Here is a 12,735-nt window from a genome sequence, read left to right as displayed (position 1 = left end):
TCAGTTGCTCTGTCCATGTTCTTTTATCTTGTTTCTTTTTCGTTTTTAAATAATTACTCTATTTAGCAGTTCAATATAAATCTGAATTCCTTCTTCGATTTCTGAAACATATATAAATTCATTTGCAGAATGAGAACGTGTACTATCTCCAGGTCCTAATTTTAAAGATTGACACGTTAATACAGATTGATCTGAAAGGGTAGGAGAGCCATACGTTTCTCTACCCATTATAATTCCTGCTTTTACCAAATCATGATCTGTAGATATGGAAGAAGAATTTAGTCTTAAACTTCTTGGTTTAATTTCTGTGCAAGGAGATTGTTCTTGTAAAATATCTGCAATTTCTTGATTTGAATACGCATCATTTACACGAACATCTACAACCAAATCTACGTGAGCTGGAACAACATTATGCTGTTTACCCGCATTTATTTGTGTAACTGTCATTTTTACATCACCCAAAGCATTCGAAGTTTTTTCGAATTTAAAATCTTTGAACCATTGTAATACTTCAATTGCATTATATATTGAATTGTTGTTATTTGGATGTGCAGCATGACTTGGTGTACCTTTTACAACAGCATCAAAAACTACCAAACCTTTTTCAGCTACAGCCAAATTCATTAAAGTAGGTTCACCAACAATAGCTACATCCACATGAGGTATAATTGATAACATACTATTTAATCCATTAGGCCCTGAACTTTCCTCTTCTGCAGAAGCAACTATAACTAAATTGTATTTTAAGTTTTCTTGTGCATAAAAATTAGTAAATGTTGCAATTAATGATACTAAGCAACCACCTGCATCATTAGAACCTAAACCATATAATTTACCATCTTCTACAAATGCTTTAAAAGGGTCATTTGTGTAGGCTGAGTTGGGTTTAACAGTATCATGATGTGAGTTTAATAGAAGTGTTGGCTTGCTATCATCAAAATATTTATTAGTAGCCCAAACATTATTTTTTGTTCTTTGAAATGGAATTTTAAACTCTATAAACCAAGCTTCAATTAATGCTGCAGTTTGTTCTTCTTCAGAAGAAAAAGATTGAGTTTCAATTAAATTCTTTAAAAGTGAAATTGCTTTCTCTGTTAATTTTTCGATTGTAATCATTATAAAGTAATGGTTGTAAAATTGTTGTTTTCTTTTGTAAGCATAGCTGTATTACCTATATATACCTTTTGTACTCCATTCTGAAGTGCATCAAAGCAATTGTCTATTTTTGGAATCATTCCATCAGAAATAATACCTTTTTCTAATAGTTCTTTATAAGATTCAGCATTGATATGTTTAATAACTGATTCTTTATCGTTAAAATCTTGTAAAACACCATTCAATTCAAAACAATAGTAAATTGATGTGTCATAAATTCTACTCATTCCAGCAGCTATTGTATTTGCAATAGTATCTGCATTGGTGTTTAATAATTGTCCTTTTTTATCATGTGTAATTGCACAAAAAACAGGGGTAAAGTTGGCTTGAATTAATTTGTCTATAGAACTTGATGCAATTTGTTTGACATCACCTACAAAACCATAATCAATTTTTTGTATTGGTCTTTTAACAGACTGTATGCTATTGATATCTGCACCAGTTAAACCTAGAGCATCAATATTCAGTGCTTGTAGTTTAGCTACTATATTTTTGTTGACTAAGCCTCCATAAACCATAGTAATAACCTCTAAAGTTTCTGCATCCGTAATTCTTCTGCCATCAATTAATTTGGAATTAATACCTAGTTTAGAGGCAATAAGTGTTGCACGTTTTCCTCCTCCATGAACTAAAATTTTATGTCCTTCAAGATTGGCAAAAAGTTGTAAGAACGTATTTAAAGACGCTTCATCTTCAATAATATTTCCACCTATTTTTATGATTGATAGTTTTTCCATGAGTGCTGAACTTGTTTCAGTATCTTTTTTGAGTTGTAACTATTTTATGAGATGCTGAATCACGTTCAGCGTTAGAAATCCTTACAGGTTTTCTAAAATTTTCTTTAACACCAATTGAGCAGCATATGTTCTGTTATTGGCTTGTTCTATCACCAAAGAATTTTTTGAATCTAGAACAGCATCTTCAACCACAACATTTCTTCTTACAGGTAAGCAATGCATAAATTTAGCATCACCAATTTTATCTTTTGTGATGGTCCAATTGTCATTAACGTCTAATAGTTGTCCATAAGATTCATAAGAACTCCAATTTTTTGCATAGATAAAATCAGCATCCTTAAAAGCCTGTGCCTGATTATGATAAATAGGTGTGTCTTTTGTAATCTCTTTGCTTAAATCATATCCTTCTGGGTTTGCAATTACAAACTCAACATCCATTTTTTGCATGGCCTGTGTAAAACTATTTGCTACAGCATGTGGTAAAGCTTTAATATGAGGAGCCCAACTTAACACCACTTTTGGTTTCTTTTTTAGTGAGTTTTCAGCAATGGTTAAAGCATCAGTTAATCCTTGTAAAGGATGACCAGTAGCACTTTCCATACTAACAATAGGTACACTAGCATATTTAACGAATGAATTTAATACCTGTTCAGACTCATCTTTCTCTTTATCTGTTAAAGTAGGAAAAGCTCTAACAGCAATAACATCACAATATTGAGAAACCACAGCTGCTGCTTCTTTAATATGTTCAGCTGTATTCCCATTCATTTCTGTGCCATCTTCAAATTCAATGCCCCAAGCATCACCAGAAACATTCATTACAATAGGTTCCATCCCTAAATTTAATGCTGCTTTTTGTGTGCTTAATCTTGTTCTTAAACTAGAATTGAAAAATAGTAATCCTAAGGTTTTGTTTTTACCAAGGTTTTTATTGGCAAGTGGATTTGCTTTAACTTTTTTAGCCTCAGTAATCCAATTGTGAATGTTTTCTATATCTTTAATAGAGGTGTAGTTTTTCATTTTAGTTCTGTTTTTAAAGCATCAAAAAATGCATCTACATGGCCTTTTTGTAAGGTTAAAGGAGGTAAAATTCTTAATAGATTAGGGTTTTTAGCACTACCCGTAAATATATGTTGATTAAAAATTAATCGCTTTCTTAAATCAGCAACAGGTTCATTAAACTCTAAACCTAGCATTAAACCACGACCTTTACAATTTTTAATTTGAGGAATGTTTTTCGCTTTCTCTAAAAAATATGCTGAAATAACTTTTACATTATCCATTAACTTTTCCTCTTCAATTACTTCTAAAACAGTAGTACAAGCCACTGAGGCCAAATGATTTCCACCAAATGTTGTACCCAATAAACCAAAAGATGCCTTTATGCTAGGATGAATTAAAATTCCGCCAATTGGAAAACCATTACCCATACCTTTTGCAATTGAAATAATATCTGGAGTGACATTGAATTTTTGAAAAGCAAAAAATTCTCCTGATCTACCAAAGCCAGATTGTACCTCATCTGCTATGAAGCAAGTGTTATATTTTTTACATAGAGCATCTGCACTTTCATAAAATTCGGCTGTACTTTGATCTAAACCACCTACACCTTGAATAAATTCTACAATTACTGCACAGCAATCGTTTTTTTGTAGGGCATTTTCTAAACTTTCTAAATCACCTAATTCTAAAATTTCTACCTCTTGTTGCGCATTTAAAGGAGCTACTATTTTAGCATTATCTGTGGCTGCAACTGCTGCAGATGTTCTACCATGAAAACCATTTTTAAAGGCAATAACTTTATGTTTCTGATTGTGAAAAGAAGCCAGCTTTAAGGCATTTTCATTAGCTTCTGCTCCAGAATTGCATAAAAACAATTCGTAGTTTTTACAACCAGAAACTGATACTAGTTTTTTTGCTAATTCAGTTTGTAATGGATTTTTAATGGAGTTACTATAAAAACCCATTTTTGCAACTTGATCAGATATTGCCTTCACATATTTTGGATGAGAATGCCCAATAGAAATAACTGCATGCCCACCATATAAATCTAAATATTCAGTTCCATTTTCATCATACACAAAAACATCTGTTGCTTTTACAGGTGTAATGTCAAATAATGGATATACATTAAACAAACTCATATTTGTTCTTTTTTAATGTTATTAATTTTGTTGAAAGAAGCAACCATACCTTGAATTAAAGAAGAACTCAAACCTTTATGCTCCATTTCATTTAAACCTTCAATGGTACAACCTTTTGGCGTGGTTACTCTATCAATTTCTTCTTCTGGATGATTACCATTTGTAATTAATAAATTAGCTGCTCCTTCACTAGTAAACATCGCTAGTTCTTGTGCCTCTTTTGCATCAAAACCTAACTGAATAGCAGCTTGAGTAGTTGCACGTATTAAACGCATCCAAAAAGCAATACCACTTGCACAAACTACTGTTGCAGCTTGCATTTGTGATTCTGGTATACTTAAAGAATGACCTAATCTATTAAATATAGCTTCTGCTATTTGTATTCTTTTTTCTCCTTGAGTATTACTACACAAACAGGTCATAGATTTACCAACAGCAATTGCTGTATTTGGCATTGCACGAATAATAAATTTGTCTTCACCAATTTCTTGCTCAATCTGTGGAATTAAAAAACCAGTAATTGTGGAAATTAACACATGTTTCTCAGTTAAATACGGTTTAATCATTTTTAAAATACCTTCAAAATGTGCAGGTTGTACTGCAAATATGATGATATCAGATTTTTGAACTGCTAAAAGATTATCTGTAGTTAAATGAACATTAGTATATCCTTCAAACTCAGCAAGTCCTTCAATATTTCTTTTGGTTAAGTATAGAGAGGTAATTGCATTGTTGGTAATTAAACCTTTTGCAATTGATTTTCCTAAATTTCCTGTTCCTATTATTGCTATTTTCATAGTTTACGTTTAAAAATAGTTTGCTTTTAATTTTAGACCTGTATCCTCTTGAAAACCAAACATTAGGTTCATATTTTGAATGGCTTGTCCAGAAGCTCCTTTTAACAAATTATCTATTGTACTTGTAATCAGTAATTTATTTCCATGTTTTTCTAAATGAATCAAACAATTATTGGTATTGACTACTTGTTTTAAAAATATGCTTTGTTCAGCCACAAATGTAAAAGCTGCATCTTTATAATAAGATTTATACATTTCTGTAGCTTCTTCTAAAGATCCTTCAAATTTGGTGTAAGTTGTTGCAAAAATTCCTCTAGAAAAATCTCCTCTATTTGGCATAAAGTTAATTTCTGAATCAAAATCATTTTGTAACTGATTTACTGTTTGATTAATTTCACCTAAATGCTGATGATTAAAAGCCTTGTAATGAGAAAAATTATTATCTCTCCAAGTAAAATGAGTAGTTGCAGATAAAGATGTTCCTGCTCCAGTTGCACCTGTAACAGCATTTATATGCACATCATTTTCTAACAATCCGTTTGCAGCTAAAGGTAAAATTGCTAGTTGTAAAGCAGTAGCAAAACAACCAGGATTTGCAATATATTTTGCTGATATAATATCTTTCTTATTTAATTCTGGTAAACCATAAACAAATTCTTTTCCTTCAAAATTTTTATCAGCAAGTAACCTAAAGTCATTACTTAAATCTATAATTTTTGTGTGATCAGAAAACTTGTTTTTTTGTAAAAACGCAGTTGAATTTCCATGACCTAAGCACAAAAATAGTACATCAACATCAGCATTTATTTCACTCGTAAAACTAATTTCTGTAGCACCAATTAAATCTTGATGTACATTGTATAATTTGTTGCCAGCATTTGAAGTACTGTACACAAAATTAATGTTTGTTTCTGGATGATTTAATAGTAATCTAATCAATTCACCTGCAGTGTAACCTGCACCACCTATAATTCCTACTTCTAACATCATTAAGAATTTACTTGTTGATATATTTTGTTCTGATTTCCTAAAATCTTAATAAAACCTTTTGCATCATCTGCAGACCAAGCTTTATTTTCTTCACCATAAGTACTAAATGCACTAGACATTAAATCGTGATCTGATACAATACCATCTAAAGTAAAGTGATAAGGTTTTAAAGAAACCACAACATTACCAGAAACCATCTTCTGAGAACTTTGCAAAAATGCTTCAGTATCTCTCATTACTGGATCTAAGTATTGACCTTCATGCAAATGCATTCCATAAAAACTAGACAAATATTCTTTGTGTTGCAATTGCCATTTTGTAAGTGTATGTTTCTCTAATAAATGATGTGCTTTTACTGTAATTAAAGCTGCTGCAGCTTCAAAACCAACTCTACCTTTTGTACCCACAATTGTATCACCAACATGAATATCTCTACCAATTGCAAATTGAGAAGCAATATCATTTAGTTTTTCAATATTTATTTCTGGTTTGTTTTGCTCACCATTTAAAGCAACAAACTCTCCATTTTTAAATGATAAGGTTACTTTTTCTTCTTCTTCTTTTTTAAGTTGAGAAGGATAAGCTTCATTAGGTAAAGGTTTTTCTGATTTTAGAGTTTGTACACCACCAACACTTGTTCCCCAAAGACCTTTGTTTACAGAATATTTAGATTTTTCCCAATTCATATCAATCCCTTCAGACTTTAAATAATCTATTTCTTCTTGTCTAGATAGCTTTTGATCTCTAATTGGGGTAATAATTTTAATTCCTGGTGCTAAGGTTTGAAAAATCATATCAAATCTAACTTGATCATTTCCTGCACCTGTACTACCATGAGCAATATATTCTGCATTTATGCTTTTTGCATATTCTATAATTTCTATAGCTTGTATAATTCTTTCTGCGCTAACAGAAAGTGGATATGTAGCATTTTTTAGTACGTTTCCAAAAATTAAATACTTAACTACTTTATTGTAAAAAGTGGAAACTGCATCAATATTTTTATAAGTTGTAACCCCCATTTTATAAGCGTTACTTTCTATGTTTTTAATTTCTTCTGATGTAAAACCACCAGTATTTACACTTACAGCATGCACATCATATTCTTTTGATAAACTTACAGCACAATAAGAAGTATCTAATCCTCCACTATAAGCAATAACTAATTTTTTCATTTTTTATCTTTTTTTAGAAACAAGTTCTGTTTCATTGATTTTAATCTTTTGTAAACGTTTTCCTTAACCTCTTTTGTTTCGTTTTCATTTTGGTTTTTAGGATCAAATAACATTCCTGTACATAAGCACATTTTTCTTTCTGTTCTTGTTAAAATATCGAAGTTTTTACAGGTTTGACAGCCATTCCAAAAGGTTTGGTCATCTGTCAACTCAGAAAATGTAACAGGTTTGTAGCCTAAATCACTATTTAGTTTCATAACAGCTAAACCTGTGGTAATACTAAATACTTTGGCATTAGGAAACTTAGTTCTAGAATGCTGAAAGATGACTTCTTTTATTTGTTTGGCTAAACCAATATTTCTGTAATCAGGATGCACAATTAAACCAGAATTAGCCACAAATTTTCCATGTCCCCATTGTTCTATATAACAGAAGCCAGCAAACTTACCATAATCTAAAGCAATAACAGCATTGCCATTTTCCATTTTCTTGGCAACGTATTCAGGTTTTCTTTTTGCAATACCAGTACCTCTTACTTTAGCAGCTTCTGCTATAGTGTCACAGATGATATTTGCATAAATAATATGCGATTTATTTGCAATAACAATTTGCATTGTTTTGATTTGTTAAGATTTGTAATGTTTTTTGTAAAAGTTTTGAAGAATGGAATTGGACGCACCTAATTCCTAAGAATTATTAAACACCCAAAGGGCGCTCAGAGAAAGAGCGACGCACAAAAGCAGCTTTACTACTAGAAGTAAAGTTTAAAATTGCTGTTATGTATTGTTGTTTAATCAAAATATATATCAATATTATAGGACAAATGTATTTATTTTATTGAATCCTTGGTAACTATTAAGCATTTATTTTAAATTTTTGTCATATTATAAAAAAACAACATTTGATTTTTTGAAATTCATAATAGAACTAAGGTTTCTATGACTAAATTATAAGGGCTTTAAAGTAAAGTATATACATTTTTACAATTCAGCCTAAAAAAAATACAGTTCAGTACTATTTACTTTTAAAAACTTTAGTTCAGTTGCATATTTGTACCATAATTAATCTAAAAAACTAAAAATTATGAAACTTCTAGTATCTCTTTTATTTGCAACTGTAATGTTTATTTCAACTTCAATTACAGCTCAAAACAAAACCATTAAAGTAACTATAGAAAACATTTCTTCTGATGAAGGTAAAGTTGGATTTGCTCTTTATAATAAAGAGAATTTTATGAAAGAGCCAATCATGGCTAAAAATGCCAAAATAGAAAATGGTAAAACCGTAGTTGAGTTTGAAAATGTTGTTCCTGGTGAATATGCAATTACTTGTTACCATGATAAAAATAATAATGACAGAATGGATTTTTCTGCAAACAGAATGCCAATAGAAGATTATGGTGTTTCTAATAATGTTATGAGTTTTGGACCACCAAATTATGATGATGCAAAGTTTGTAGTTGCTGATAAAAATGTATCTTTAATTATCAAATTTTAGTAAAACCATATGCCAAGTATGAATACAAATAGCAGAGTAGTACAAAACAATATGAAAGAAGGTGTTTTAGTCAGTTTAAAAATTACTATCATTTTTGCAGTAGTTTTTACTTTAATCAACCAAGATTTCGACTTATTAAGTATTGCATATACCTTTTTAATTTCTGCTATGTATTCTTTTGGATTGGGCTTTGCACAAGGTGTAATTAATCATGCACTGAACACAAAATGGTCTTGGGTAGAACATACCAATGCAAGAGTTTGGGCAGGTATTATCTCATCTGTTTTATATACAATACCTATTGTTCTTTTGATAAACTATGTGAATTTTATCATCATCAGTAATAATAATCCAGATTATTTTTTTAGTGGAAACTTTATGTTGATGCATGTTTTCTACATTATACTTTCTTTTGGAGTATCAGCATTTTTGCATGCAAGAGGATTTATGATGGAGTGGAAAAAATCGGTAAAACAAGAAAGTACAAAACAGCAAATTGTAGCCAAAACAGAAACTGCAAAATTTGAATCTTTAAAAAATCAATTAGATCCTCATTTTCTATTTAATAGTTTAAATGTATTAACCAGTTTAATTGGAGAGAATCCTAATCAAGCAGAAAAGTTTACTACTAAATTATCTAAAGTTTACAGGTATGTTTTAGAACAGAGAAATAAAGACTTAGTGCCTATTTCTGAAGAATTGAGATTTGCAAAAACATACATGCAATTATTAGAAATGCGATTTGAAGAGGCTGTGAAGTTTAATATTCCAGATGATGTAACAGATCAAGAGCTTAAAATTGTACCATTATCATTACAATTACTGTTAGAAAACGCAGTAAAACACAATGTGGTTTCACCTTCTAAACCATTAACCATAAATATTTATCAAGAAGGAAGTTTTTTAATTATAGAAAACAATATTAACCCAAAAGAGGCAATAGGTAAAAGTACCAAAGTTGGTTTACAAAATATTGCAGATAGGTATGGTTTATTAACTAAACAAGGGGTTAGAATAGAAAATAACAATAAAACATTTAAGGTGAGTTTACCTCTCTTATATAAAATGAACGAAATTATGTTTACAGAAGATTTAGAAAATAGCAAGTACGTTAAAGCAGTAGAAAGAGTTGAAAAACTAAAGGAATTTTATCAAAATTTAGCTTCATACTGTTTAGTAATACCATTTTTAATATTTATCAATTTAAGATTTTCACCAGGTTTTTATTGGTTCTGGTTTCCAATTTTTGGATGGGGAATAGGTTTAGTATTTCACTTTTTAGAAGTAAATAACTATAACATTTTCTTAGGTAGAAATTGGGAAGAAAGAAAAATTAAAGAGATGATGGATGAGGAGAATCAACAAAAAAGATTAAGATAATGCAAAGAGAATATACACAAGAACAGAAATATATTTTGGCTCGTAAGCGAGTAGAAAGAATTAGTAAATTCTATAAACATTTAGCCATATACTTAGCAGTAAATACATTTTTATCAGCCATATTTATAGTAGGTGATATGAATGATGGAGATACCTTTAACCAAGCTTTTTTTAACTATCATAATTATAAAATCTGGTTTTATTGGGGAATAGGAATTGCGTTTCAAGCTATCAATACTTTTGGCATTAATTTATTTTTTAATAAAGATTGGGAAAAGAGAAAAGTACAACAATATTTAGATGAACAAAATGATAACCTTTAATATGAATATAAATTCAAGCGATCATCAACTGCGATTAAAAGCAGCAAAAAGAATAGAGGAAATTAAAGGTTTTTACACACATTTAATAGCTACCTTTTTTATTCCACCATTTTTAATATTTATCAATTTAAAAACGGCTCCACAATTTGAGTGGTTTTGGTTTGCATTAGTAGCTTGGGCTGTAGGTTTAATTATACACTGGTTTTATGTTTTTGGTTCAGCAAAATTCTTTAATAATTGGGAAGCAAACAAATTGAATGAAGCAATGTTAAACCATGAAGATAAATCAGAATTTATACAAGAACAATATTATCTTAAAACGAAAAAGAAAGTAAAAGAAATTAAAGGTTTTTATGTACACTTTGGTATTTCTATATTAGCAATTATTATAATTGTATTGGTAAACTTACAATTTGTACCATCATTTCATTTCTTTTGGTATGCAGTAGGAGGCATAAGTATAGGTTTATTTTTTCACTGGTTTGGAGTTTTTGGTTTTAGTAAATTAGGTTTTGGTAAAACTTGGGAAGAAAAAAAGATTCAAGAATTTATGAATAAAAAGAATTAGGATTTATGGATAATCAATTTATACAAGAGCAAAACTACCAACGTGCAAAAAAGCGTGTAAAGGCCATAAAAGGTTATTATATTCATGCAGTTGTTTATGTTTTAGTAAACTTATTTATAAGTGGTATTATTATCTTTGGCTTAATGCAAAGTGGATATTCTTTTACAGATACATTTTCTAACTTTGGTGTGTATTCTACCTGGATTTTTTGGGGAATAGGAATCTTCTTTCATTGGATGGGAGTTTTCGGTTTTAAATCGTTAGGATTTAGTAGAGATTGGGAAGAGAGAAAAATACAAGAATATTTAGATAAAGAAGAAGAAAGAAGAAGATTTTAGAATAAAACAAAATGAATGTACTAATAATTGAAGATGAAAAACCAGCTGCTAGAAGATTAAGTAGAATGTTAGCAGAATTAGATATAGAAGTGCAACAAATGTTGCATTCTGTAGAAGAATCTTTAAACTGGTTACAAAATAACACACATCCAGATTTGATATTTTTAGATATCCAATTATCAGATGGTTTGTCTTTTGAAATATTTGAAGAAATAGATGTAAAATCGGCTATTATCTTTACAACTGCTTATGATGAATATGCTCTAAAAGCCTTTAAATTAAATAGTATAGATTACCTTTTAAAGCCTATAGATGATGATGAGTTAACTGCTGCTGTTAGGCAATTTAAAAAGCAACAACCAAAAGAAACAGATGTGCAGGTTAATTTAGATGATATTAGAAAATTATTGGTAAATCCTGTAGATCGTAAATTTAAGAAGAGGCTATCTATTAAAGTCGGGCAGCACATTAAAATTATTCATATAGATGAAATTGAGTGTTTTTACAGTGAGAATAAATCAACCTACATTCATACTACAGAAAACAGAAATTACTTGTTAGATCATTCTTTAGAAAATTGGCAAGAACAACTAGATCCAGAACATTTTTTTAGAGTTAATAGAACTTATATTGTTCATATTAATGCAATTAAAGACATTATTGCATATTCTAATTCAAGGTTAAAATTGATGTTACATTCTTATAATGAACAAGAAATCATTGTAAGTAGAGAACGTGTAAAAGATTTTAAAAACTGGATTGACTAATACATTTTGTTTTCGTTATAAATACAACTCTTTTTAAAAAGTCAAATTGTCTAATTTACTTAATAAAACAGCAAATCAGATAGTAATTCACTTCAATTACTTACTATCTTTGATAATTAATTAATTGAAGCGTAAATATCATTTTGAAAGCTAGTTTAATCATTGTAAAATATTATCCAATTTCTGCCATTTTTGGGTTTTTATCAATGGCAATCTTTAGAATTCCTTTATTTTTAAATCAAAACATCCAATTTTATAAATTGATGGGAACAGGTAAAAATGGTACTTTTGATAAAGTTCCAGATTTATCTCAATGGTCTATATTAGTTACTTATGAAGGTGATTTAACTTTAAAAGATCAATTTGGAAGTTTCATTTTAAAGTGGTTCGATTTATTTTGTAAAAACCAAACCATATATTTATTAAAACCTATTGAAGGTCATGGTTTGTGGGACAAGAAAAAGGTTTTTGGTGAATTACCACCAACTACAGATTATGAAGGAGAAATAGCTGTGTTAACTAGAGCAACGATTCGCCTAAATAAATTACAATATTTTTGGAAAAACGTAGCACCAATTGCATCTCAAATGGCTACAGCAGAAGGATTTATTACTTCTTATGGAGTTGGAGAAATTCCTTGGGTTAAACAAGCTACTTTCAGTGTTTGGGAATCAAAAGCAATGATGAAAAAATTTGCATATAGAATGCCAAATCACAAAGCTGTTATTCAAAAAACGAGAAAACAAAATTGGTATAGTGAGGATATGTTTACGCGTTTTACTATTCAACAAAAAATTGAAAAATAATTCGTCTATTTAAATCTGTATTCAGTGCTCTCTTTTTTTCTGATACATCTCATTTAAG

General features: G+C 29.7%; 15 protein-coding genes. 7 read left to right on the top strand and 8 right to left on the bottom strand.

Translation table 11 applies throughout. The features are described 5' to 3' along the window. Positions 1 to 45 precede the first annotated feature (45 nt). From LPB302_RS02885 to LPB302_RS02850, 8 genes are all read right to left on the bottom strand, one after another. Entirely contained in the window at positions 46 to 1,116 is a 1,071-nt protein-coding gene (locus tag LPB302_RS02885) for a M20 family metallo-hydrolase (protein ID WP_176966497.1), read from the bottom strand. After that, positions 1,116 to 1,892 carry an acetylglutamate kinase gene (gene argB, locus LPB302_RS02880; protein ID WP_053974834.1) on the bottom strand — a complete coding sequence of 259 codons (777 nt, stop codon included), beginning with the start codon at positions 1,890 to 1,892 and terminating at the stop codon, positions 1,116 to 1,118. The genes LPB302_RS02885 and argB overlap by 1 nt, the downstream gene beginning before the upstream one ends. 81 nt (positions 1,893 to 1,973) lie before the next feature. Then, complete coding sequence (locus tag LPB302_RS02875; RefSeq protein WP_053974833.1) at positions 1,974 to 2,912, bottom strand: N-acetylornithine carbamoyltransferase; 939 nt, start codon at positions 2,910 to 2,912, stop codon at positions 1,974 to 1,976. After that, positions 2,909 to 4,036, bottom strand: coding sequence for an aspartate aminotransferase family protein (locus tag LPB302_RS02870; protein WP_053974832.1), 1,128 nt, complete (start codon positions 4,034 to 4,036; stop codon positions 2,909 to 2,911). Before LPB302_RS02870 ends, LPB302_RS02875 begins: the two co-directional genes overlap by 4 nt. Then, positions 4,033 to 4,833 carry a pyrroline-5-carboxylate reductase gene (gene proC, locus LPB302_RS02865; protein WP_053974831.1) on the bottom strand — a complete coding sequence of 267 codons (801 nt, stop codon included), beginning with the start codon at positions 4,831 to 4,833 and terminating at the stop codon, positions 4,033 to 4,035. Before proC ends, LPB302_RS02870 begins: the two co-directional genes overlap by 4 nt. A 9-nt stretch (positions 4,834 to 4,842) precedes the next feature. Continuing rightward, entirely contained in the window at positions 4,843 to 5,820 is a 978-nt protein-coding gene (argC, locus tag LPB302_RS02860; protein ID WP_053974830.1) for an N-acetyl-gamma-glutamyl-phosphate reductase, read from the bottom strand. A 2-nt stretch (positions 5,821 to 5,822) separates the two neighbouring features. Beyond that, positions 5,823 to 6,998 carry an argininosuccinate synthase gene (locus tag LPB302_RS02855; protein WP_053974829.1) on the bottom strand — a complete coding sequence of 392 codons (1,176 nt, stop codon included), beginning with the start codon at positions 6,996 to 6,998 and terminating at the stop codon, positions 5,823 to 5,825. Further along, positions 6,995 to 7,612 carry a GNAT family N-acetyltransferase gene (locus tag LPB302_RS02850; RefSeq protein WP_053974828.1) on the bottom strand — a complete coding sequence of 206 codons (618 nt, stop codon included), beginning with the start codon at positions 7,610 to 7,612 and terminating at the stop codon, positions 6,995 to 6,997. Before LPB302_RS02850 ends, LPB302_RS02855 begins: the two co-directional genes overlap by 4 nt. A 469-nt stretch (positions 7,613 to 8,081) precedes the next feature. Here LPB302_RS02850 and LPB302_RS02845 point away from each other — a divergent pair, with 469 nt between their 5' ends. The 7 genes from LPB302_RS02845 (at position 8,082) to LPB302_RS02815 (ending at position 12,677) form a co-directional block, all read left to right on the top strand. Beyond that, entirely contained in the window at positions 8,082 to 8,495 is a 414-nt protein-coding gene (locus LPB302_RS02845; RefSeq protein WP_053974827.1) for a DUF2141 domain-containing protein, read from the top strand. Positions 8,496 to 8,513: 18 nt separating this feature from the next. Further along, positions 8,514 to 9,875 (top strand): 2TM domain-containing protein, encoded by a 1,362-nt coding sequence (locus tag LPB302_RS02840; RefSeq protein ID WP_053975359.1) that lies wholly within the window; start codon positions 8,514 to 8,516, stop codon positions 9,873 to 9,875. After that, on the top strand, positions 9,875 to 10,198 hold the full coding sequence (locus LPB302_RS02835; RefSeq protein ID WP_053974826.1) for a 2TM domain-containing protein: 324 nt from the start codon (positions 9,875 to 9,877) through the stop codon (positions 10,196 to 10,198). Before LPB302_RS02840 ends, LPB302_RS02835 begins: the two co-directional genes overlap by 1 nt. Position 10,199: 1 nt before the next feature. Beyond that, the gene (locus tag LPB302_RS02830; protein WP_231658736.1) at positions 10,200 to 10,766 is read left to right on the top strand and encodes a 2TM domain-containing protein; all 567 of its coding nucleotides are present in this window, start codon (positions 10,200 to 10,202) and stop codon (positions 10,764 to 10,766) included. 5 nt (positions 10,767 to 10,771) lie between these two features. Continuing rightward, entirely contained in the window at positions 10,772 to 11,104 is a 333-nt protein-coding gene (locus LPB302_RS02825; protein ID WP_053974825.1) for a 2TM domain-containing protein, read from the top strand. Between the two features lie 11 nt (positions 11,105 to 11,115). After that, positions 11,116 to 11,871 carry a LytR/AlgR family response regulator transcription factor gene (locus tag LPB302_RS02820; protein WP_053974824.1) on the top strand — a complete coding sequence of 252 codons (756 nt, stop codon included), beginning with the start codon at positions 11,116 to 11,118 and terminating at the stop codon, positions 11,869 to 11,871. A 143-nt stretch (positions 11,872 to 12,014) separates the two neighbouring features. Beyond that, positions 12,015 to 12,677, top strand: a complete 663-nt coding sequence (locus LPB302_RS02815; protein WP_053974823.1) for a spheroidene monooxygenase — start codon at positions 12,015 to 12,017, stop codon at positions 12,675 to 12,677. Positions 12,678 to 12,735 lie beyond the last annotated feature (58 nt).

Origin of the sequence: Polaribacter dokdonensis, from assembly GCF_024362345.1 — a bacterium.
GTDB lineage: Bacteria > Bacteroidota > Bacteroidia > Flavobacteriales > Flavobacteriaceae > Polaribacter > Polaribacter dokdonensis.
Note: the sequence above shows the minus strand (reverse complement) of the source record. Positions and strands in the feature narration are given on the sequence as shown.